The sequence below is a fragment of the Pseudomonas sp. SM4 genome (genome assembly GCF_051913165.1).
Classification (GTDB): Bacteria; Pseudomonadota; Gammaproteobacteria; order Pseudomonadales; family Pseudomonadaceae; genus Aquipseudomonas.
This window is the reverse complement of the sequence record NZ_JBODOE010000019.1, coordinates 89,531-112,994: the sequence shown is the minus strand read 5'-3', so window position 1 is coordinate 112,994 and position 23,464 is coordinate 89,531. Positions and strand designations below refer to the sequence as shown.

Here is a 23,464-nt window from a genome sequence, read left to right as displayed (position 1 = left end):
CGCAGCGGACGGGACTCGAACCCGCGACCCCCGGCGTGACAGGCCGGTATTCTAACCGACTGAACTACCGCTGCGCGTCGGTGCAGGCACTTTCAGCCTACGTTCTTGCTTACGCAAGTATCTCGGGGAGTGGTGGGTGATGACGGGATCGAACCGCCGACATTCTGCTTGTAAGGCAGACGCTCTCCCAGCTGAGCTAATCACCCGTTTGCATCTCCGAGGCCGCGAAATTTACGCAGGTAGCGAACCTAAGTCAATAGCAGGATTGAAGTTTTTCTAAAAAAGACGAAATTGCTTCATTCCTCAAGATGCCATCAACTGTCAGACCGCTATCGCGAGCAGGCTCCCTCCTATAGGGGATCGCCGCTTCGGTCGCTATTCGCTGTAAATCATCTTCTTGGTCATGCCGCCATCGACGACGAATTCCTGCCCGGTGACAAACCCGGCATTCCTCGACAGCAACCAGGCGACCATCGCCGCCACATCTTCAACCGTCCCTACCCTGCCCGCCGGATGCTGAGCATGATCGGCATCGGCCAAAGGCTCGGCTCGACGCGCAGAAGGATCGCGCGCATCGATCCAGCCCGGACTGACGGCGTTGACGCGAATCTCCGGCCCCAAGCTGATCGCCAGCGCATGCGTCAGCGCCAGCAGTCCGCCCTTGCTCGCCGCATACGCTTCGGAGTCGGCCTCCGACTGCCGCGCACGGGTCGAGGCCAGATTGACGATCGAACCGTTGTGCGCGCGCAGATACGGCGCACAGTGCTTGGCCAGCAACATCGGCCCACTGAGGTTCACCGCCAGCACGCGATTCCAGTACGCCAGATCGAGGCTTTCCAGGGTGATGTTGTGCGGATCCGCCACCGCCGCGTTGCACACCAGCGCATCGAGACGACCAAACTGCCCCAACACCTCGGCAACGCCCAGCGCTACCTGGCCCTCATCGGCAACGTCCATGGCGATGAACCAGGCGTTTTCGCCCAGCACCTTCGCCACTTTCGAACCACGCGCGCGATCCAGATCGGTCAGCACCACCTGCCAGCCTTCGCTGATCAGCCACGCCGCAATCCCCAGACCGATACCGCGCGCGGCACCCGTGACCAGTGCAACGCGGCCATGGGTACCTGCTGTTGGCGTCGACAACTCGATCACAGCGCTGCCAGACCGCGCGCCAGATCGGCTTGCAGATCCGCCACGTCTTCGAGACCGACCGCGATGCGGATCAGGCTGTCGCGAATACCAGCTGCCTCACGTTCCTGCGGCGCCAGACGGCCGTGGGAGGTGGTGCTCGGATGGGTGATCGTGGTTTTGCTGTCGCCTAGGTTCGCAGTGATCGAAATCAGGCGAGTGGCATCGATAAAGCGCCAGGCGCCCTCTTTACCGCCCTTGACCTCAAAGCTTACAACCGCACCGAAGCCTTTCTGCTGACGCTGGGCCAGCTCATGTTGCGGATGGCTCTTGAGCCCGGCGTAATGGACTTTCTCGATACCGTCCTGCTGCTCCAGCCATTCGGCCAGTTGCTGGGCGTTGGCGCAGTGCGCCTTCATCCGCAGATTGAGGGTTTCCAGGCCTTTGAGGAAGATCCACGCATTGAACGGGCTCAGCGTCGGGCCGGCAGTGCGCAGGAAGCCGACGACTTCTTTCATCTGCTCGCCGCGACCGGCGACCACGCCACCCATGCAACGGCCCTGGCCGTCGATGAACTTGGTTGCCGAGTGCACGACGATGTCCGCACCCATTTTCAGCGGCTGCTGCAAGGCAGGTGTGCAGAAGCAGTTGTCGACCACCAGCATCGCGCCTTTGGCATGAGCGATTTCCGCCAGCGCGGCGATGTCGACCAGTTCAGCCAGAGGGTTAGACGGCGACTCAACAAAGAGCAATTTGGTGTTCGGCTTGATCGCCGCATCCCAACCCGACAGGTCAGCCAACGGGACGTAATCGACTTCCACACCAAAACGTTTGAAGTACTTCTCGAACAGACTGATGGTCGAGCCGAACACGCTGCGCGAGACCAGCACGTGATCGCCGGCACTGCACAGGCTCATCACCACTGCCATGATCGCCGCCATGCCGGTTGCGGTCGCAACGGCCTGCTCGGCGCTTTCCAGCGCAGCAATGCGCTCTTCGAACGCGCGTACAGTCGGGTTGGTGTAGCGCGAGTAAACGTTGCCCGGCACTTCGCCGGCAAACCGCGCAGCGGCGTCGGCAGCGGTGCGGAATACGTAGCTGGAAGTGAAGAACATCGGATCACCGTGCTCACCTTCCGGCGTACGGTGCTGACCGGCACGTACGGCCAGGGTATCGAACGCTACGCCTTCAAGGTCGCTGTCCAGCCGACCGGCATCCCATTCCTGACTCATGCTGTCACTCCTTGCGCTGTTCTCGAAAATAGAAAGTCAGATACAAAACCGGCCCCTCAGGGCCGGTAGAAACTCAGTTGTTGTACAGATCGATGATCGCACTGACCGCCTGGGTCTTGATCTTCGAGGAGTCGTTCCGCGCCTGCTCGATCTTGTTCAGGTACGCCTCGTCGACGTCGCCAGTGACGTACTTGCCGTCGAACACTGCGCAATCGAAGTTCTCGATCTTGATCTTGCCGCCACCAACCGCTTCGATCAAGTCAGGCAGGTCCTGATAGATCAGCCAGTCAGCGCCGATCAGATCCGCGACGTCCTGAGTCGAACGGTTGTGCGCGATCAGTTCGTGAGCGCTTGGCATGTCGATGCCGTAGACGTTCGGGAAGCGTACTGCCGGAGCAGCCGAGCAGAAGTAGACGTTTTTCGCGCCGGCTTCGCGGGCCATCTGGATGATCTGCTTGCAAGTGGTGCCACGCACGATCGAGTCGTCGACCAGCATCACGTTCTTGCCGCGGAATTCCAGCTCGATGGCATTGAGCTTCTGACGCACCGATTTCTTGCGAGCCGCCTGGCCCGGCATGATGAAGGTACGGCCGATGTAACGGTTCTTGACGAAACCTTCGCGGAATTTCACGCCCAAGTGGTTGGCCAGCTCCAGGGCCGCGGTACGGCTGGTGTCAGGAATCGGGATGACCACGTCGATGTCGTGCTCTGGACGCTCGCGCAGGATCTTCTCGGCGAGCTTCTCACCCATGCGCAGACGAGCCTTGTAGACCGACACGCCGTCGATGATCGAATCCGGACGCGCCAGGTAGACGTGTTCGAAAATGCACGGGGTCAAAGACGGGTTGGTCGCGCACTGACGGGTGTGCAGCTTGCCGTCTTCAGTGATGTAGACCGCTTCGCCCGGAGCCAGGTCGCGAATCAGGGTGAAACCGAGGACGTCCAGGGAAACGCTTTCCGAGGCGATCATGTACTCGACGCCTTCGTCAGTGTGACGCTGACCGAACACGATTGGACGGATGCCGTGCGGGTCACGGAAACCGACGATGCCGTAACCGGTCACCATGGCGACTACCGCGTAACCGCCGACGCAACGGTTGTGCACGTCGGTCACCGCGGCAAACACGTCTTCTTCGGTCGGTTGCAGCTTGCCGCGCTGGGCCAGCTCGTGAGCGAACACGTTCAGCAGCACTTCCGAGTCGGAACTGGTGTTGACGTGACGCAGGTCGGATTCGTAGATCTCTTTGGCCAACTGTTCAACGTTGGTCAGGTTACCGTTGTGCGCCAAGGTGATGCCGTAAGGCGAGTTGACGTAAAACGGTTGGGCTTCAGCCGAAGTCGAGCTGCCCGCGGTCGGGTAACGGACGTGCCCGATGCCCATGTGGCCAACCAGGCGCTGCATGTGACGCTGTTGAAACACGTCACGCACCAGACCATTGTCCTTGCGCAGGAACAACCGGCCATCATGGCTGGTGACGATACCGGCAGCGTCCTGGCCGCGGTGCTGGAGCACGGTTAGCGCGTCATACAGCGCCTGATTGACGTTCGACTTACCGACGATACCGACGATGCCACACATGCGACGCAACCCCTACTTAATGGATCTGAACTGAACAACACTCACTGAGGCGTTTTCGCCGACGGCAAGAGTTGCTCCTTGAACGGAAGATCAGCGGGTACGCTGATTCCGCTGGCAAGCCACTGACTGCTCCACCCGAGGATCAGGTTTTTGGACCAGTCGGCGACCAATAGAAACTTGGGAACGAGCTGGGATTCTTTCCACCACCCGTCCTGCTGTACCGGCCCCAGGCTCAACAGCCCGACCGCCACGACCACCAGCAACACGCCACGCGCTGCGCCGAAGGCCATGCCGAGGAATCGATCGGTCCCGGACAACCCGGTGACGCGAACCAACTCGCCGATAAGATAATTGATCATTGCGCCCACGATCAGTGTGGCGACAAACATGATGGCACAGCCCGCGATCACGCGAGCCGATGGGGTTTCGATGTATCCGGCGAGGTACTCGGACAATGAGCCACCGAACATCCAGGCGACGGCTCCTGCGATGATCCAGGTCACCAGCGATAATGCTTCCTTGACGAAGCCGCGGCTCAAACTGATCAAAGCGGAGATGGCGATGATTGCAACGATCGCCCAGTCAACCCAGGTAAATGGCACAGTGCAGCCTACAGACGGATAAGGCGGCGCATTTTAGCAGAGCGCATGCCTCTCGGTAAGCTGCGATTGTCAGTGCATTTCAATCGAAGCGATAGTTTTTAGCCGCGCTCAGGCTGGAAACGCACGACAAACCCTTTGAGGTTCTGTTGACGACCCAACAGATCACGCAGACGATCGGCTTCGGCGCGCTCGATCAGCGGCCCGACAAATACCCGATTCTTGCCATCGGCGGAACGGATATAGGCGTTGTAACCCTGGCTGCGCAGGGTTTTCTGCAGGCTTTCGGCACTGGCGCGGCTCGACAGGCTGGCCAACTGCACCGACCAGCTTACCGACAGGCCGTTGGCATCGACGCGACTTTGCGTGGTGTCAGGCTTGGACGAGGAAGCTGTGATTGGCTGAGCAGGCGCCGGAATCGGCTTGGCCACCGCAGGCGGCGCAGCGGGCTTGGCGATCAAAATAGGCGCAGTCGGTGCTGGCGTCGGCGCAACAGGTGCAGCAGGCGCCGTGTCTTGCGCGACTTCTTCATCCGTCGGCACCGGCTCTTGCGGCAGGGTTTGCGGCTCAGGCACGGCCACGGCCTCCATTTGCACCTGTGGCACCACGGGCGCTTGCGGAGCGGCCGGCGCATCGACAGTCACCTGACGCTGCTCATCCTCACGGGTAAACAACATCGGCAGAAAAATCACCGCCAGCGCCACCAGCACCAACGCGCCAACCATGCGCTGCTTGTACGCTTTATCCAGCAAAGCCATTTGCCGCTTCCTCCGTGGAGCGCCGGGCCAACCATTCAAGGGCCTCGGCGACACAATAAAATGATCCGAACAACAGAATCTCGTCGTCGCTGGTCGCTACGGCGCACTGCCCTTCCAGCGCAGCCGCGACACTGTCGTAAGACGTGACCGACGCGCCAAGGTTCTGCAATGCCGCCTGCAATTCAGCCACCGGGCGCGCACGCGGCGAATCCAGCGGCGCCACCGCCCAGTGCTCGACACTAGCATTCAATTCGCCGACAACACCATCCAGATCCTTGTCGGCCAGCAGACCAAACACCGCCAGGCGTTTGCCCACCGGCGGCCGCGAGGCCAGACGACGGGCCAGATACTCGGCAGCATGCGGATTGTGACCAACATCCAGCAACAAATTCAGGCGCTTGCCGTTCCACTCGAACGAGCGGCGATCGAGACGACCGACCACGCGAGTCGCCTGCAAAGCAGCGACGATCTGCTGCGGATTCCACGGCAAACCAAGCAACAAGTAAGCCTGCAACGCCAGCGCGGCGTTTTCCATCGGCAGATCCAGCAGCGGCAGGTCAAACAGCTCAACTGCCTGTCCTTGCGCATCGGTACCGCGCCATTGCCAGTGCTGATCAGTGATGCCGAGATCGAAATCACGACCCCGCAGGAAAAATGGACAGACCAGCTCACGCGCCTTGTCGAGCAACGGTTGCGGCGGATTCAGATCGCCACACAGGGCAGGCTTGCCCTGACGGAAGATCCCGGCCTTCTCGAACGCCACGGATTCACGGGTGTCGCCCAGATAATCGGCGTGATCGACACCAATACTGGTGACCAGCGCGATATCGGCATCGACCACGTTAACGGTATCCAGACGCCCGCCCAGACCGACTTCGAGCACCACAGCGTCAAGTTTTGCCTGTTGAAACAGCCAGAACGCCGCCAGGGTGCCCATTTCGAAGTAAGTCAGGGAAGTGTCGCCGCGCCCGGCCTCGACCGCAGCAAAGGCATCGCACAACTGCGCGTCAGTGGCTTCGACGCCATTGAGCTGCACCCGCTCGTTGTAACGCAGCAGGTGCGGAGAATTGTAGACACCAACGCTCAGGCCCTGCGCCCGCAGCAAGGAAGCCACGAAAGCGCAGGTCGAACCCTTGCCGTTGGTGCCGGTGACCGTAATCACCCGAGGCGCCGGCTGGCCCAGCCCCATCCGGGACGCTACCTGTTGCGAACGCTCCAGGCCCATGTCGATGGCCGACGGATGCAACTGCTCAAGGTAGGCGAGCCATTCGCCAAGGGTGCGCTCGGTCATAGGCCAGCAGGGACCGGTGGAACCACGATCGGCTCGATTGGCGCAGCAACGAATTTCGGCGTCGGCTTGCCAGTCATTTGTGCCAGCAGGTTACCCAGACGAGGGCGCAGTTCCTGACGATGGATGATCATGTCGATCGCGCCGTGTTCCAGCAGAAATTCGCTGCGCTGGAAGCCTTCCGGCAGTTTTTCACGCACGGTTTGCTCGATAACGCGCGGACCGGCGAAGCCGATCAGGGCCTTTGGCTCACCGACGATCACGTCGCCAAGCATTGCCAGACTGGCGGAAACACCGCCGTAAACCGGGTCTGTCAGCACGGAAATGAACGGAATACCTTCTTCACGCAGACGTGCCAGTACCGCCGAGGTCTTGGCCATCTGCATCAGCGAGATCAGCGCTTCCTGCATGCGCGCACCGCCGGAAGCGGCGAAGCAGATCATCGGGCAGCGGTTTTCCAGCGCGTAGTTGGCGGCACGTACAAAGCGCTCACCAACAATGGCACCCATCGAGCCGCCCATGAAGCTGAATTCAAAGGCCGAAACCACCACCGGCATGCCCAGCAGGGTGCCGCTGACGGAGATCAGTGCGTCTTTTTCGCCGGTCTGCTTTTGCGCAGCGACCAAACGATCCTTGTACTTTTTGCCGTCGCGGAATTTCAGACGGTCAACCGGCTCCAGATCGGCGCCCAGTTCGTTGCGACCTTCGGCATCGAGGAAGATGTCGATGCGCGCACGTGCGCCGATGCGCATGTGGTGGTTGCACTTGGGGCAAACGTCCAGGGTCTTTTCCAGTTCTGGACGATACAACACCGCCTCGCAAGACGGGCATTTGTGCCACAGACCTTCAGGGACCGAGCTCTTCTTGACCTCGGAACGCATGATCGAAGGGATCAGTTTGTCTACTAACCAGTTGCTCATGCTTTCTTTCTCCAGTACCGGCGGCCCGAACGCTCTGGTTCGCAGCCCCGCGTATGCCCTTCAGCTAAATTCATGTGTGTGGCGATGGTCGATGAATGGCCACGGTCAGCGCGAAACATGACCTGCGTGCCCTTCACAAACCCTCAGCCGCGCCTGCTTTGTGCAAGTGCATTGATGGACGGCGGCAGACTGCCAGCCGTCACATCAATATCGGCACCGCCGCTCTGTAGGAGCTGACGAGTGCAACGAGGCTGCGATCCTTTGATCTTGTTTTTTACGATCAAAAGATCGCAGCCTCGTTGCACTCGTCAGCTCCTACAGGCTCCTGCAGGTTCCTGCAGGTTCCTATTTGTCTTTTACTGCTTTGATAAATGCGCGGATCTTTGCGTGATCCTTGATGCCTTTGCTCGCTTCCACCCCGCCACTGACGTCTACGGCATAGGGTTTTACCCGGGCCACGGCGTCCGCAACGTTTTCCGGGGTCAGGCCCCCGGCCAGAATCAACGGTTTGCTCAAAGCTTGCGGAATCAATGACCAGTCGAACGCCTCACCGGTTCCGCCGGGCACTCCTTCGACATATGTGTCGAGCAGCACGCCACTGGCGCTCGGGTAGGCATCAACGGCGGCCGCAATATCATCACCGGCCTTGACCCGCAGCGCCTTGATGTACGGACGATGCCAGCCTTCGCAATCTTCAGCGACTTCATCACCATGAAACTGCAGCAAATCCAGCGGCACGGCATCGAGGATTTCCCCCAACTCGCAGCGGCTGGCGTTGACGAACAGGCCCACGGTGGTCACAAACGGCGGCAACGCCTGGATGATCGCTCGTGCCTGCTGCACGCTGACCGCACGCGGGCTCTTGGCGTAGAACACGAATCCGATCGCATCCGCCCCGGCCTCGACGGCGACCAGCGCATCTTCTATGCGGGTAATCCCGCAGATCTTGCTGCGAACGGCAGACATGTCGAGAAAAACTCCAAGGTAAAATCCGGGAAAGTCCCGGATGGTAACAAAAGCGTTCGTGGGCGTCAGCCGTCAAGTTCCGAGAAGCCCGTGAGGAAATGCGGGCCGATAAAACGCTCAGGCAACGGGAACTCGTCGTGGTACTCGACCTGCACCAGATACAAACCGTAAGGATGCGCAGTCACCCCACCGGAACGGCGCTCACGACTTTCCAGGACTTCTTTCATCCACTCCACCGGGCGCTCGCCAGCACCGATGGTCATCAGCACGCCGGCGATGTTGCGCACCATATGATGCAGGAAAGCATTGGCGCGGATGTCGAGCACGATCATCTTGCCGTGACGGGTCACGCGCAGATGATGCATCTTCTTGATCGGCGATTTGGCCTGGCACTGGCCGGCGCGGAACGCACTGAAATCGTGGGTGCCGATCAAGTATTGCGCGGCCTCGGCCATGCGCTCGACGTCCAGCGGACGGTGGTTCCAGGTGATTTCTTCGTTGAGATGCGCCGGACGGATCTGATCGTTGTAGATCACATAGCGATAACGCCGCGCGATAGCTTTGAAGCGCGCATGAAAATGCGCCGGCATCACCCGCGCCCAACTGACGCTGATGTCATGGGGCAGATTGATGTTGGCGCCCATGACCCAGGCTTTCAGCGAACGATCGACCGTGGTATCGAAATGCACCACTTGTCCGCAGGCATGCACGCCGGCATCGGTGCGCCCGGCGCACTGCAAGGAGACCGGCGAATTGGCGACTTTCGACAGGGCTTTTTCGAGCTCTTCCTGCACCGTTTTCACACCGGTCAGCTGACGCTGCCAGCCGCTGTAGCGCGAGCCTTTGTACTCAACGCCCAGCGCTACGCGGTAAAAGCCCTCGGGGGCCATTTCGGCGACCGGGTTATCTATGTTTGCCAAGGTGGGACAGCCTGCTGTTTTTGCAAAGGCGGGCATTATAAGGCTGTGGTTCAGGGATGCCAGTTTGAAGATCAAAAGATCGCAGCCTTCGGCAGCTCCTACAGGGGAATGCGATCTCATGCAGGAGCTGCCGAAGGCTGCGATCTTTTGACCTTAGAAACCAAACAAAAACGGCAGCCTCAATGGGCTGCCGTTTTTGTTTACCGCTGGACTGATTACAAGCTCGAGAGCATGTCCTTGGCCTCGCCACGCTGCTTCTCGTCACCCTCGGTCAACACTTCGTTGAGGATGTCACGCGCACCGTCGTTATCGCCCATGTCGATATAGGCCTGGGCCAGATCGAGCTTGGTCGCCGCTTCGTCGGTGCCGGCAAGGAAGTCGAAATCATCTTCGCCCAGATCACCACCCACCGCCGCATCGGCTTCGGTAAAGGTCGGTTCGGCGATGCTTTGCGACAGGCGATCCAGTTCGGCGTTGACGTCGTCCAGCTCAGCCGAGAAGGCATCCGGTTCGGCTGCTGGGTTGCTGTCCATTTCATCGGCCAGCGACAGGTCGAAATCGGCCGGCAACTCGAGATCATCCTGCGGCACGTCAGCCACGACCGGCGGTTCGACCGGCGACAGATCTTTCACGCCCTCGTCCAGATCCAGCAGGAAGTCATCGTCCGCCAGATCCACCGCAGGGGCCGGAGCAGGTTCGGCGCCGAGGTCCAGATCCAGGTCAAAGTCCGACAAGTCGTCCAGATTCTCTTTGATTTCGGTCTGCTGTTGCAGCACCGATTCAAAGCTCAGATCGTCGTCCGCCGGGAATTCGTCCAGCTCGACCGGGGCATCCAGTTCAACCGGCGCTTCTGGCTCGACGACCGGCGCAGGCTCTACCGGCGTGATGTTGTCGAGATCGTCCAGGCTCAGGTCAAACGCGCTGTCCAGGTCATCTTCAACCGGTGCCGGCGCAGGTGCTTCAGGCTCATCCAGCAGCAGATCCTTGACGTATTGCGCGTCCAGCTCGGCAGCCACGGCGGCAGCGGCCAGGCCACCGGCAGCAGCAACGGCAACAGCCATCGCCGGGAAGCGGCTCTTCAGCTCTTCGACCTTGGCGAAGTTGTCGCCATTGGCCACGAGTTGACGCTCCTGACCGACGAACGCATCGCGGTCGCCCTGCTGACCGTAGACTTCCATCAGCTTCAGACGCAGATCACTGCGCTGCGGCTCGAGGCTGACGCCCTCCTCCAGCAGCGCGGCCGCCTGGTTCAGGCGACCGGCATTGATGTGCGACTGCGCCTTGTCGAGTACGTCGTCGGAGCGTTCGGCGGCCGGCGCCACCAGCGGCGCGGCAATCGGCTCAGCCATCACGATCGGGGCGACTACCGCAGCAGCAGGGGCTGGCGCCGGGGTGTTGAGCTTGACGCTCGCCGCCGGAGTTTCCAGACCTTCGAAGCTGCTTTCCGGCAAATCCTGTTCGGCAGAGAACTCTTGCTCTTCAGACAGGGCGCGAGCCATGCGCAGGTGCTTTTCGGCTTCCTGCTGGGCTTTGCGGCGACGTGCCAGCAGCAACAGCAAGAGCAGCAGCACAACAGCGCCGCCACCGACCAGGCCCAGCAGGATCGGGTTGGTCAGCAGCTCATTGAAGGTTTTCTCGTCATCGACTGCCGGTTTCGGCTCGACCACTGGCGTAACCGGTGTTTCAGCGGGCGTTTCGGCCGGTGGCGCAATCGCCGATTCCGGTGTCGGCGCCGCGTCCGCCGGAGTGGCCGGCGGTGTGGCGGCCAGTTCAGCCGTAATCGCAGGCACCGCCGGAGCGGCAGGGTTGGCGGCCGGCGCCGTACCCGACCCTTCTGCCTGCAGTTTCGCCAGTTGGTTGTTTTTCAGCTCAATCAGTTTTTGCAGCTTATCCAGCTGACTTTGCAGATCGGACATGCGGCTTTTCAGTTCCTCGTTGTCACGACGGGTCGTGTCGAGGTTTTCCTGAGTGACCGCCAATTTGTTGCTCAGCGCCTTGGCATCACCGGCCGGGCCTTTGCCGCGACCTTTAGCGCTTTCGGCAGAGACCAGGCTCAGATTGTCCTGAGCGTTCTGGGCAGCGCCGGTGTTTGCACGACCGCGGTTGGTCGCATCAAGTTGCTGCTGACCAGTGCCTGGCTTAGCCACATAACGACGACCCGTGCGCCAGGCTTCGTTCTGCGCGGCGACTTCAGCAATTGCTTTGGACTGCGGCAGCGCGGTGCTTTGCACCGAATCCGGCAGACGCAGCACCTGACCGGTTTTCAAGCGGTTGATGTTGCCGCCGATGAACGCATCCGGGTTCAGCGCCTGAATCGCCAGCATGGTCTGCTGCACCGAACCGCCGGTGCGCGCCTTCGCGGCGATTTCCCACAGGGTATCGCGTGGCGTGGTGGTGTATTGCGTCGGGTGCGTGGCGCCAGTGGTTGGCGCTGTGATGGTCTGCGACGGCGCCGGTTGTGCGGCAGCGTCAGCGGTCTGCGGCGAGAACTTCGACGGATCGAGCAGCACGCTGTAGTCGCGCAGCAGACGACCGTTCGGCCACATCACCTGCACGAGGAATTTCACCATCGGCTCCGACAGCGGCTTGCTCGAAGTGACGCGCAGCACGCTTTTGCCGCTGGCGTTGAGCACCGGGGTGAAGGTCAGGTCGTTGAGGAAGGCCTGGCGATCAACGCCGGCCTTGGCAAAATCTTCGGGTGAAGCCAGGCTCGGCACCACTTCGGCAGCGGTGAGATCCTTGACGTCGAGCAGCTCGATTTCAGCCACCAGCGGCTGGTTCAGGGTCGACTTCAGGGTCAGCTCCCCGAGCCCGAGGGCATGCGCCATACCGGAGGACAGCGCCGAGGCGGCCGCTATTGCTAACACCAGTTTGCGAACTTGAACCATAGCCTCATCCTTTGTTTGAACGTTCCTCGGCCAGCGAGAAGATATTGAACACCGCTGCCGTAAGGCATTGCGCGCGACGACGACACATGCCGCGCGCGATCATTTCTTTGATGCCCCGGAAAGTCCCGGAGGGTGACACGTTATCAAGCAATCTGGGCAAGCATAGCGCTCACCTAGAATCAGTCGACAAATTGTTGCCAAGTATCTTTTACAGCAGGTCTTTTATCAACAATTCAGCCACCTGCACAGCGTTTAGGGCTGCGCCTTTGCGTACGTTATCTGACGTCAGCCACAGATTAAGTTCCGCCGGGTCGTCGACACCGCTGCGCACGCGCCCGACATAGACAACGTCCTGCCCCACCGCGTCACCGACCGCAGTCGGATAATCACCCGCCTCGACCAGTTCGATACCGGCTGCGTCTTCAAGCGCCGCGTTGACCTTTACCAGGTCGACAGGCTGCGTTGACTGCAAGGTCACGCTAAAGCTATCGCCAAAAAACACCGGGGCTTGAACGCAAGTTGCGGAAATCTTTAATAAAGGCAGCGCCAGCACCTGACGCAGCTCGCGCACCAGGCGTTTTTCCAGCAGCGTGTGGCCCTGCGCGTCAGGCGTGCCGACCTGGGCCAGCACGTTGAACGCCATCTGCCGATCGAAGAAGGTCGGCTCCAGTGGGCGCATGTTCAGCAGCTCGGCGGTCTGCCGCGCCAGCTCGGTGACGGCTTCACGACCTTGGGCGGAAACTGCCAGATTGGCGGTGACATGCACCGATTGCAGGTCGATCAGCTCGAGCAGCGGCGCCAGCACCACGGCCAGCGAAGTGGCCGACGGGCTTGGGCTACTGACCTGGAACGGCGCCTTCAAACCGTCGACCTTGCTGGCGTTGGCCTCAGGGACGATTTGTGGCGCCTGATCGGCCGGCAGCGCGCCGGACAGGTCGATCAGCGAGCAACCGGCGGCATGCGCGCGCGCGGCGTAGCTCAGGGTGATGGCCGGGCCGGCAGCGAAAAACACCAGTTTGACCTTGCTGAAATCGAACTCGTCGACTTCGCGAACGCGCACGTTCTTGTTGCGGAACAGCAGCGAGCTGCCAGCGGATTCGCTGCTCGCCAACAGGTGCAGGGTGCCGACCGGGAAGTCGCGTTCTTCGAGAATCTGTACGAGGGTTTCGCCGACAGTACCGGTGGCGCCGATCACGGCAATATCTAGGGTCTGGGTCATGGAGCGAGCCTCTGGCGAAACGGGGGGAGCGGCACTTTACCGGGTGACTGGCGCACAGGCAATTTCTGCCGGGGATTTGCCGCGCCTCAACCGGCCTCATCGCTGGCAAGCCAGCTCCCACAGGTTTCTGTGTTGTGCATGAATCTTGTGTACAACACTGAACACTGTGGGAGCTGGCTTGCCAGCGATGAGGCCGGTACAAACACCCGAGAAACCCCAGGCATAAAAAAACCCGCACCTCTCACAAGGCACGGGCTCTTTCATTGCTGCAAACGATCAACGCTCGAGCAAAATCCGCAGCATACGACGCAGCGGTTCGGCCGCGCCCCACAGCAGTTGGTCGCCCACGGTGAACGCGCCGAGGAACTGCGAGCCCATGTTCAGCTTGCGCAGACGGCCGACCGGCACATTCAGGGTGCCGGTGACCTTTGTCGGGCTCAACTCCTGCATGCTGATATCGCGGTTGTTCGGCACCAGCTTGACCCAAGGGTTGTGCTGGCTGATCAGCCCTTCGATATCGGCGATCGGCACATCTTTGTTCAGCTTGATGGTCAGCGCCTGGCTGTGGCAACGCATGGCGCCGATGCGCACGCAGATACCGTCGACCGGGATCGGGCTCTTGAAGCGACCGAGGATCTTGTTGGTCTCGGCCTGAGCCTTCCACTCTTCACGGCTCTGGCCGTTCGGCAGTTCCTTGTCGATCCACGGGATCAGGCTGCCGGCCAACGGTACGCCGAAGTTTTCGGTCGGGTACGCTTCACTGCGCATGGCATCAGCCACGCGACGGTCGATGTCGAGGATCGCGCTGGCCGGATCGGCCAGTTGATCAGCGACAGCGGCGTGGGTCGCGCCCATTTGCTTGATCAGTTCACGCATGTTCTGCGCGCCGGCACCGGAAGCCGCCTGATAGGTCATGGCGCTCATCCACTCGACCAGACCGGCTTCGAACAGACCGCCCAGGCCCATCAGCATCAGGCTGACAGTGCAGTTGCCGCCGATGTAGTTCTTGGTGCCTGCATCGAGCTGCTGATCGATGACCTTGCGGTTCACAGGATCAAGAATGATCACTGCGTCATCGTTCATGCGCAGGCTCGAGGCTGCGTCGATCCAGTAACCCTGCCAGCCGGCTTCGCGCAGTTTCGGGAACACTTCGCTGGTGTAGTCGCCGCCCTGGCAGGTCAGAATCACGTCGAGGGTCTTCAGCTCGTCAATGCTGTAAGCGTCCTTGAGCGGAGCAATGTCCTTGCCCACGGACGGGCCTTGGCCACCGACGTTGGAAGTGGTGAAAAACACCGGCTCGATTAGATCGAAATCCTGCTCTTCCAGCATCCGCTGCATGAGCACGGAACCGACCATCCCGCGCCAACCGATCAGACCTACACGTTTCATCGCAACTACACCTTCTTGAAAAGTGGGCCGCTGCTTTGTATTGAATTTCGCAGCGGGCCCGAGAGATTACAGATTCCGCAGCGCGGCGACTACTGCGTCGCCCATTTCCTGCGTACCGACTTTGCTGCAACCGGCCGAATAGATGTCGCCAGTGCGCAGCCCTTGGTCGAGCACGACGCTGACGGCTTTTTCGATGGCATCAGCCGCATCCTGCAAATTGAAGCTGTAACGCAGCATCATCGAGACCGACAGAATGGTCGCCAACGGGTTGGCGATGCCTTTTCCGGCGATGTCCGGAGCGGAACCGTGGCAAGGCTCGTACATGCCCTTGTTGTTGGTGTCCAGCGAGGCCGACGGCAGCATGCCGATGGAACCGGTAAGCATCGACGCCTGGTCGGACAGGATGTCGCCGAACATGTTGTCGGTGACGATCACGTCGAACTGCTTCGGTGCGCGCACCAGTTGCATGGCAGCGTTGTCGACGTACATGTGGCTCAATTCGACTTCTGGATAATCCTTGGCCACTTCTTCGACGATTTCACGCCACAGTTGGCTGGACGCCAGCACGTTAGCCTTGTCCACCGAGCAGAGTTTCTTGCCACGGACCATGGCCATGTCGAAACCGACGCGGGCGATGCGGCGGATTTCGCTTTCGCTGTACGGCAGCGTGTCGTAGGACTGACGCTCGCCGTTTTCCAGAGTACGGGTGCCGCGTGGCGCGCCGAAGTAGATGCCACCGGTCAGCTCACGGACGATGAGGATGTCCAGACCGGCAACGATTTCCGGCTTCAGGCTCGAAGCCTCGGCCAGTTGCGGATACAGAATCGCCGGACGCAGGTTGCCGAAAAGGCCGAGTTGCGCACGGATTTTCAGCAGACCGCGCTCAGGGCGGATATCACGCTCGATGGTGTCCCATTTCGGGCCACCGACGGCGCCCAGCAGTACTGCGTCGGCAGCGCGGGCACGGTCGAGGGTTTCGTCGGCCAGCGGCACGCCGTGCTTGTCGATGGCGGCGCCACCGATCAGGTCATGGCTCAGCTCAAAGCCCAGGCTGTATTTGTCGTTGGCCAGTTCCAGAACCTTGACCGCTTCGGCCATGATTTCCGGTCCAATACCGTCACCTGGGAGAATCAGAATCTGCTTGCTCATGCTTTCCTCGTGTCTTCAGTCGGTGCGCCATCTGAGGCGCGCCCGGAAAAATTCTTATCGCTCAGCCATCAATACGATTACATCTGTACTGAACGAGCCGTCGGCATCAATCTCAAAATATTCGCGCACTTCGTGGCCCATCGACTGCTGCAACTGGCGGATCGCCGCGCGCATCACTTCGGGTGTGCGCATGCGTTCAACCCAGGTGGTGTACTCCAGACGCAGGCGCTGACGCGCAGTGCTGCGCACACGCAAACCGGCCTCGCTGACCTGGCGCAGCCATTCAGCGCCTGAATAATCGCGCACATGGCTGGTGTCGCGCAGCACTTCGACGCTTTGCAGGTAAGTGTCGAACAACGGGCTGCCCGGTGACAACACATCCACGAACGCCGCCACACCGCCCGGCTTCAGCACCCGCCGCACTTCGCGCAGGGCCACGCCGAGATCGCTCCAGTGATGCGCCGAATAACGGCTGAACACGAAGTCGAACTCACCATCGGCAAACGGCAGACGCTCGGCGGCACCGTTGACGGTGGCGATGTTGGTGAAACCGCGATCAACGGCAGCGGCGGCGACCACGTCGAGCATCTGCTGCGACAGGTCGTAGGCGACCACTTCCCTGACCAGCGGTGCGACATGGAAACTGACATGACCGGCGCCGCAACCCAAGTCCAAAACCCGCGCCTCGCCCTGCCCCGCCAGCTCAGCTTGTAGCAGGGCGAATTCGGTGCCTTGAGCGTGAACGGCGCTGCTCAGGTAGGCGGCGGCCTGTTCACCGAATTGCTTTTGTACGACCTGAGTGTGTTGGGCGGTGCTGGTCATGGGATCTTTCCTTGAATCTTATGGTGCTTGTTCCGGCCTCATCGCTGGCAAGCCAGCTCCCACAGGTTTTGTGAAGAACGCAAATCCCTGTGGGAGCTGGCTTGCCAGCGAAGGGGCCGGCCCTGACTACATCAATCTCGAATCAATCACGCGTCGCGGAACAACCACGGCTGGCTAACCCGATGCTTGGCCTCAAACGTCGCAATCGCATCACCGTCCTGCAAGGTCAAACCGATATCGTCCAGACCGTTCAACAAGCAATGCTTGCGAAACGCATCGATCTCAAAGCTGTACACCTTGCCATCCGGACGGGTCACGGTCTGCGCTTGCAGATCAACCTGCAATTGATAACCCGGCTCGGCCTCGACCTGCTTGAACAACTCATCGACTTCAGCGTCGCTCAAGATGATCGGCAGCAAGCCGTTCTTGAAGCTGTTGTTGAAGAAGATGTCGGCGTAGCTCGGCGCGATGATGCTGCGGAAACCGTATTCTTCCAGCGCCCACGGCGCGTGTTCACGGCTGGAGCCGCAACCGAAGTTCTCGCGGGCCAGCAACACGCTGGCGCCTTGATAACGCTCGGCGTTGAGGACGAAGTCCTTGTTCAGCGGGCGCCTGGAGTTGTCCTGATACGGTTGACCGACATCGAGGTAACGCCATTCGTCGAACAGGTTCGGACCGAAACCGGTGCGCTTGATCGACTTCAAAAATTGTTTCGGAATGATTTGGTCAGTGTCGACGTTGGCACGATCCAAAGGCGCGACAAGACCAGTGTGCTGAGTAAAAGCTTTCATGCTGCGCTCCTTAAATCAATTCGCGAACGTCGATGAAACGACCGTTCACCGCTGCCGCCGCCGCCATGGCCGGGCTGACGAGGTGGGTACGGCCCCCGGCGCCCTGACGGCCTTCGAAGTTACGGTTGGAGGTCGAGGCACAATGCTCGCCGGACTCCAAACGGTCCGGGTTCATCGCCAGGCACATCGAGCAACCCGGCTCACGCCATTCGAAACCGGCTTCGAGGAAAATCTTGTCGAGACCTTCGGCCTCAGCCTGCGCCTTGACCAGACCCGAGCCCGGCACCACGATCGCTTGCTTGATGGTCGAAGCGACTTTACGGCCCTTGGCAATGACTGCCGCAGCGCGCAAGTCTTCGATCCGCGAGTTGGTGCAGGAACCGATGAACACGCGATCCAGCTGAATGTCGGTGATCGCCTGATTGGCGGTCAAACCCATGTATTTCAAGGCGCGGACGATCGAGTCGCGCTTGACCAGATCCATCTCTTTGGCTGGATCCGGCACGTTCTGATCAACGGCCAAAACCATCTCAGGCGAAGTGCCCCAGCTGACTTGCGGCTTGATCTGCGTAGCGTCGAGCTCAACCACGGTGTCGAACTTGGCGTCGGCGTCGGAAACCAGGTCTTTCCAGGCTTCGACGGCCATGTCCCATTCCGCGCCTTTCGGGGCGAATGGACGGCCCTTCACGTAGTCGACAGTCTTCTGATCCGCTGCCACCAAACCTACGCGGGCGCCGGCTTCGATGGACATGTTGCAGATGGTCATGCGGCCTTCAACGGACAAATCGCGGATCGCGCTGCCAGCGAATTCGATGGCGTGGCCGTTACCGCCGGCGGTGCCGATCTTGCCGATCACCGCAAGGACGATGTCCTTGGCGGTCACGCCGAACGGCAACTGCCCTTCAACGCGCACCAGCATGTTTTTCATTTTCTTGGCGACCAGGCACTGGGTGGCGAGCACATGCTCGACCTCGGAGGTGCCGATACCGTGAGCCAAGGCGCCGAATGCGCCGTGGGTCGAGGTGTGCGAGTCGCCGCAGACCACGGTCATACCCGGCAAGGTTGCGCCCTGCTCCGGGCTGATCACGTGAACGATGCCTTGGCGCACGTCATTCATCTTGAATTCGACAATGCCGTACTCATCGCAGTTGTCGTCGAGGGTCTGAACCTGCAAACGCGAGACCTGGTCGGCAATGGCTTCGATGCCGCCCTTGCGTTCCGGGGTGGTCGGTACGTTGTGATCCGGGGTCGCGATGTTGGCATCGATGCGCCAAGGCTTGCGCCCGGCCAGACGCAGGCCTTCAAAGGCTTGCGGCGAGGTCACTTCGTGAATGATGTGACGATCGATATAGATCAGCGCAGAGCCATCGTCGCGCTGCTTGACCAAATGCGAATCCCAGAGCTTGTCGTAGAGCGTTTTGCCGGCCATCAGACGGTTCCTCATCAGCTTGTTTCTATGCCCTGGGCTTATCAATAACCCTTTGGCTTGTGAGGCCGATCCTATGGGGTTAGATTAAATAACTCAAATTCATATTTTTTATGCTTTGGATAACCAACTGGAATACGAACATGGATCTGGCCAACCTCAACGCTTTTATCGCGATTGCCGAGACCGGCAGCTTCTCCGGCGCCGGCGAACGCCTACACCTGACGCAGCCGGCGATCAGCAAACGCATCGCCGGGCTGGAGCAGCAATTGAAGGTGCGCCTGTTTGATCGGCTGGGCCGTGAAGTCGGCCTGACCGAGGCTGGCCGCGCCCTGCTGCCTCGGGCGTACCAGATTCTTAATGTGCTGGATGACACCCGCCGCGCGCTGACAAATTTGACCGGCGAAGTCAGCGGGCGCCTGACCCTGGCCACCAGTCACCACATCGGTTTGCACCGTTTGCCGCCGCTTTTACGGGAATTCACCCGCCGTTACCCACAAGTCGCGCTGGATATTCAGTTCCTCGATTCGGAAGTGGCCTACGAGGAAATTCTCCATGGCCGCGCAGAATTGGCGGTCATCACCCTCGCGCCCGAGCCTCACGCGCTGGTGAAAGCCACGCCGGTGTGGGACGACCCGCTGGATTTCGTGGTCGCCCCGGAGCATTCGCTGATCAATAACGGCGCGGTCAATCTGGCGGACATTGCCGGTCATCCGGCGGTTTTCCCCGGCGGCAACACTTTTACACACCATATCGTGCAGCGTTTATTCGAGGCTCAGGGCCTGACGCCGAACATCGCCATGAGCACCAACTATCTGGAAACCATCAAGATGATGGTCTCGATCGGTCTGGCCTGGAGCGTTCTGCCACGGACCATGCTCGATGAACAGGTGGCAAGCATCGCTTTGCCGGGCATACAGCTCAGTCGCCAGCTAGGCTATATCTTGCACACCGAACGGACGCTATCGAATGCGGCAAGAGCCTTTATGGCCTTGCTGGATGCACAAATCGATCTGCCAGGGACATAAGGCCAACTTGTGCTACTCCTATAGAGCCGCTGTCCCTGTGCCTAACGCCACCATCAGCTCAAGGCCTGTCCACAATGCCGAAATCTGTTGACCGCATTCCGCCGATGCCGCGTATCCAGGCGATTGACCCGCGTCATTCCGAGCAGAGCTGGGAGAGCGCGCCGCAATTGCTCGCCGCGCTCAACGGCGCGCGGCTCGGCGCGTGGTATTGGGACATCGAGCGCGGGCAGATCAGTTGGTCACGGGGCACCCAGGCATTGTTCGGCTTCGATCCACGGCAACCGCTGCCGGCGGACCTTGAATACCTCGATCTGCTGCCCCCGGAAGATCGCGCCAAGACCGTTCGCGCCTTCCACGCGGTGATCGCCGGCGCACCGCTGGAACAAGCGATGCACCACCGCATCCGCTGGCCCGACGGCAGCCTGCACTGGCTGGAAATCAGCGGCAGCCTGCTGCCGGATAAACACGGCCGCCCCCGAATGATCGGGGTGATTCGCGAAATCACCCACCAGCGTCAACGCGAACAGGCGCTGAGCAGCTCGGAGAAACGTTTCGCCACCCTGTTTCACCTGTGTCCGAACATGGTCTTGCTGACGCGTCAGGAAGACGGCCTGATCAGCGAGGCCAATCAGTATTTCGAAAGCCTGTTCGGCTGGCCGGTGCAGAGCGCCATTGGCCGCACCACGCTGGAACTGGGCTTGTGGGTACACCCCGAGCAGCGCGCCGAACTGGTCAAAAAGACCAACACCAAGGGCGAACTGATCAGCATGGAGGTGCAGTTTCGCGCCAGCAACGGGCAGATTCACGACGGTATCCTCAGTGCGCAGAAGGTCGAACTCGAAGGCCAGCCGTATCTGCTCAGCACCTTCCTCGACACCACCGAACGCAAAGCCGCCGAACACGCTTTGAAGGACAGCCAGGAACGCCTCGACCTGGCGCTGGATTCGGCGCAGCTCGGCACGTGGGACTGGCACATTCCCAGCGGCATGCTTTACGGCTCGGCACGGGCTGCGCAACTGCACGGGCTGGAGCCGAAACCCTTTCATGAGTCGTTCGACGAGTTTTTCGAAGGCGTGCCGGGCGAGGAACGCGACAGCATGCGCGATGCCTATCGCAGCCTGCGCGAAGGCCCGGCGGGCAATTATCAACTGACCTACCGCGTGCAACTGCCGGACGGCAGCTCGCGTTATCTGGAAAGCCGCGCCCGCCTCTATCGCGATGACAACGGTGCGCCGCTGCGCATGGCCGGCACCCTGCTGGACATCACCGATCAGGTCGAACGCGAACAACGGCTGGTCGCGTCGGAGGAGAAATTCGCCACGCTGTTTCAGGTCAGTCCCGACCCGATTTGCGTGACCCGTCAGGACAGCGGCGAGTTCATCGAGATCAACTCCAGCTTCAGCCAGACCTTTGGCTGGAGCGCCGCCGACGTGATCGGCCACACCGCCGAAGAAATCGGCCTGTGGGACGCCTCGGCGAAAAGCCTGCAACGCATCGAGCGAGTGATCCGCGAACAAGGCCTGAGCAATGTTGCGATCATCGTCCAGCACAAGGACGGCCAGTCGCTGACCTGCGTGATTTCCAGCCGGCAGATCAGCGTCGGCGACCAGCCGTGCATCGTCACCACCCTGCGCGACATTACCCAGCAACAACGCTCGGAAGCGGCGCTGAAGGCCAGTGAAGAGAAATTCGCCAAGGCGTTCCACTCCAGCCCCGACGCGATCACCATCACCGAGCGCGATACCGGCCGTTATCTGGAGGTCAACGACGGTTTCTGCCGACTCACCGGTTATCGCGCCGACGAAGTGGTGGGCAAAACCGTGTATCAGGTCGGCATCTGGGCCGAAGAGAAGCAACGCTCGGCGCTGCTGGCCGAGTTGCAGATCAAGGGCCGCGTGCACCATCAGGAAATGCTCGGGCGCAACAAGCGCGGCGAATTGCTGACCGTGGAAGTCTCAGTCGAGCCGATCACCCTCAATGAAACCGCGTGCCTGCTGCTGACCGCGCGGGACGTCAGCCTGCTGAAAAACGCCGAAGCGCAGATTCGTCATCTGGCGTACCACGACCCGCTGACCAACCTGCCGAATCGCGCCTTGCTGATGGATCGCCTGAGCCAACAGATCGCCCTGCTCAAACGGCATAACCTGCGCGGCGCCTTGCTGTTTCTCGACCTCGACCACTTCAAGCACATCAACGATTCGCTCGGCCATCCGGTGGGCGACACGGTGCTGAAGATCATTACCGCGCGGCTCGAAGCCAGTGTGCGCATGGAAGATACCGTCGCACGCCTCGGTGGCGACGAGTTTGTCGTCCTGCTCAGCGGCCTCGAAGGCTCGCGCAATGAAGTCAGCGCGCAAGTGCGCAACCTCGCCGACACCCTGCGTGAGTTGCTCTCCGAGCCGATGTTCCTCGACGGTCAGCGCCTGCAAGTGACGCCGAGCATCGGCGTGGCGCTGATTCCCGATCACGGTTCGACCCCGACCGACCTGCTCAAGCGCGCCGACATCGCCCTGTATCGGGCCAAGGATTCCGGGCGCAACACCACGCAGATGTACCACAACACCATGCAGAAAGCGGCCAGCGAGCGGCTGCGCATGGAGACCGACCTGCGCCTGGCGCTGTCACGCGGCGAATTCAATGTGCACTTCCAGCCGCAGATCGACGCCCGCGACAACCGCATCATCGGCGCCGAAGCGCTGGTGCGCTGGAATCACCCGGAGCTCGGCGCGCAATCGCCCACCGAATTCATCAAGGTGCTGGAGGACAGCGGGCTGATTCTCGAAGTCGGCACGTGGATCCTCGACGAAGCCTGCGACGCGTTCAAACAGCTGATCGCGCTGAAACTGGTCGACCCGCTCAACTTCAGCCTGTGCGTGAACATCAGCCCACGACAGTTCCGCCAGAACGATTTTGTCGAACGCATCGAACACAGCATGAGCAGCCACGGCCTGCCCTGCTCGCTGCTGAAACTGGAAATCACCGAAGGCATCGTCATCCAGAACCTGGAGGACACCATCAGCAAAATGCGCCGCCTGAAAAAGCTCGGCGTGAGCTTCGCCATGGACGATTTCGGCACCGGTTATTCGTCGCTGACTTACCTCAAGCGCCTGCCGGTCGACACATTGAAAATCGACCAGTCGTTTATCCGCGACGCCACCACCGACCCGAATGACGCCGAAATCATCCGCGCCATCGTCGCCATGGCCCGCAGCCTGGAACTGGAGGTGATCGCCGAAGGCGTGGAAACCCCCGAGCAATTGGCGTTCCTGCAAGGTTTAGGCTGCCACTTGTACCAAGGCTACCTGCACAGCCGGCCACTGCCACTGGAGGGTTTGAAAAAGCTGCTGCCCTGACACTCGCCG

At 60.7% G+C, this 23,464-nt stretch carries 18 protein-coding genes and 2 tRNA genes; 2 read left to right on the top strand and 18 right to left on the bottom strand.

The features are described 5' to 3' along the window. The 18 genes from ACQ4MY_RS27155 to leuC all read right to left on the bottom strand — a co-directional run bounded on the left by ACQ4MY_RS27155 (position 1) and on the right by leuC (position 19,077). Positions 1 to 74: transfer RNA gene (locus tag ACQ4MY_RS27155), tRNA-Asp, on the bottom strand. Positions 75 to 130: 56 nt separating this feature from the next. Next, positions 131 to 206: transfer RNA gene (locus ACQ4MY_RS27150), tRNA-Val, on the bottom strand. Between the two features lie 169 nt (positions 207 to 375). Next, entirely contained in the window at positions 376 to 1,152 is a 777-nt protein-coding gene (locus ACQ4MY_RS27145) for an SDR family oxidoreductase (RefSeq protein WP_008083223.1), read from the bottom strand. Beyond that, positions 1,149 to 2,360 carry an O-succinylhomoserine sulfhydrylase gene (locus ACQ4MY_RS27140; protein WP_440097055.1) on the bottom strand — a complete coding sequence of 404 codons (1,212 nt, stop codon included), beginning with the start codon at positions 2,358 to 2,360 and terminating at the stop codon, positions 1,149 to 1,151. Before ACQ4MY_RS27140 ends, ACQ4MY_RS27145 begins: the two co-directional genes overlap by 4 nt. A 73-nt stretch (positions 2,361 to 2,433) precedes the next feature. After that, positions 2,434 to 3,939 (bottom strand): amidophosphoribosyltransferase, encoded by a 1,506-nt coding sequence (purF, locus tag ACQ4MY_RS27135; protein ID WP_007913462.1) that lies wholly within the window; start codon positions 3,937 to 3,939, stop codon positions 2,434 to 2,436. Positions 3,940 to 3,980: 41 nt separating this feature from the next. Then, the gene (locus tag ACQ4MY_RS27130) at positions 3,981 to 4,541 is read right to left on the bottom strand and encodes a CvpA family protein (RefSeq protein ID WP_008083218.1); all 561 of its coding nucleotides are present in this window, start codon (positions 4,539 to 4,541) and stop codon (positions 3,981 to 3,983) included. Between the two features lie 98 nt (positions 4,542 to 4,639). Next, positions 4,640 to 5,296: an SPOR domain-containing protein gene (locus ACQ4MY_RS27125; protein WP_440097054.1), complete on the bottom strand. Its 657-nt coding sequence runs from the start codon at positions 5,294 to 5,296 to the stop codon at positions 4,640 to 4,642. After that, on the bottom strand, positions 5,280 to 6,587 hold the full coding sequence (folC, locus tag ACQ4MY_RS27120; protein WP_440097053.1) for a bifunctional tetrahydrofolate synthase/dihydrofolate synthase: 1,308 nt from the start codon (positions 6,585 to 6,587) through the stop codon (positions 5,280 to 5,282). Before folC ends, ACQ4MY_RS27125 begins: the two co-directional genes overlap by 17 nt. Further along, positions 6,584 to 7,504, bottom strand: a complete 921-nt coding sequence (gene accD, locus ACQ4MY_RS27115) for an acetyl-CoA carboxylase, carboxyltransferase subunit beta (protein WP_008083214.1) — start codon at positions 7,502 to 7,504, stop codon at positions 6,584 to 6,586. Before accD ends, folC begins: the two co-directional genes overlap by 4 nt. Before the next feature lie 345 nt (positions 7,505 to 7,849). Continuing rightward, positions 7,850 to 8,470 (bottom strand): phosphoribosylanthranilate isomerase, encoded by a 621-nt coding sequence (locus tag ACQ4MY_RS27110; RefSeq protein WP_440097052.1) that lies wholly within the window; start codon positions 8,468 to 8,470, stop codon positions 7,850 to 7,852. A gap of 65 nt (positions 8,471 to 8,535) precedes the next feature. Beyond that, the gene (gene truA, locus ACQ4MY_RS27105) at positions 8,536 to 9,360 is read right to left on the bottom strand and encodes a tRNA pseudouridine(38-40) synthase TruA (protein ID WP_045123178.1); all 825 of its coding nucleotides are present in this window, start codon (positions 9,358 to 9,360) and stop codon (positions 8,536 to 8,538) included. Between the two features lie 245 nt (positions 9,361 to 9,605). Beyond that, positions 9,606 to 12,278 (bottom strand): FimV/HubP family polar landmark protein, encoded by a 2,673-nt coding sequence (locus ACQ4MY_RS27100; protein ID WP_440097051.1) that lies wholly within the window; start codon positions 12,276 to 12,278, stop codon positions 9,606 to 9,608. Between the two features lie 208 nt (positions 12,279 to 12,486). Then, positions 12,487 to 13,497, bottom strand: a complete 1,011-nt coding sequence (locus ACQ4MY_RS27095) for an aspartate-semialdehyde dehydrogenase (protein WP_440097050.1) — start codon at positions 13,495 to 13,497, stop codon at positions 12,487 to 12,489. Positions 13,498 to 13,773: 276 nt separating this feature from the next. Next, entirely contained in the window at positions 13,774 to 14,886 is a 1,113-nt protein-coding gene (gene asd, locus ACQ4MY_RS27090) for an aspartate-semialdehyde dehydrogenase (protein WP_008083209.1), read from the bottom strand. A gap of 66 nt (positions 14,887 to 14,952) precedes the next feature. Beyond that, positions 14,953 to 16,035, bottom strand: a complete 1,083-nt coding sequence (gene leuB, locus ACQ4MY_RS27085) for a 3-isopropylmalate dehydrogenase (protein WP_008083207.1) — start codon at positions 16,033 to 16,035, stop codon at positions 14,953 to 14,955. Between the two features lie 54 nt (positions 16,036 to 16,089). Further along, positions 16,090 to 16,857 (bottom strand): class I SAM-dependent methyltransferase, encoded by a 768-nt coding sequence (locus tag ACQ4MY_RS27080; protein ID WP_440097049.1) that lies wholly within the window; start codon positions 16,855 to 16,857, stop codon positions 16,090 to 16,092. Between the two features lie 146 nt (positions 16,858 to 17,003). Then, positions 17,004 to 17,648, bottom strand: a complete 645-nt coding sequence (gene leuD, locus ACQ4MY_RS27075; RefSeq protein WP_440097048.1) for a 3-isopropylmalate dehydratase small subunit — start codon at positions 17,646 to 17,648, stop codon at positions 17,004 to 17,006. Positions 17,649 to 17,658: 10 nt separating this feature from the next. Next, positions 17,659 to 19,077 carry a 3-isopropylmalate dehydratase large subunit gene (gene leuC, locus ACQ4MY_RS27070; protein ID WP_008083205.1) on the bottom strand — a complete coding sequence of 473 codons (1,419 nt, stop codon included), beginning with the start codon at positions 19,075 to 19,077 and terminating at the stop codon, positions 17,659 to 17,661. 140 nt (positions 19,078 to 19,217) lie between these two features. Here leuC and ACQ4MY_RS27065 point away from each other — a divergent pair, with 140 nt between their 5' ends. Continuing rightward, a complete protein-coding gene (locus ACQ4MY_RS27065; RefSeq protein ID WP_158834782.1) occupies positions 19,218 to 20,102 on the top strand; it encodes a LysR family transcriptional regulator in 885 nt (294 codons plus the stop codon). 74 nt (positions 20,103 to 20,176) lie between these two features. Next, the gene (locus tag ACQ4MY_RS27060; RefSeq protein ID WP_440097047.1) at positions 20,177 to 23,455 is read left to right on the top strand and encodes a sensor domain-containing protein; all 3,279 of its coding nucleotides are present in this window, start codon (positions 20,177 to 20,179) and stop codon (positions 23,453 to 23,455) included. The last annotated feature ends 9 nt before the right edge of the window (positions 23,456 to 23,464 follow it).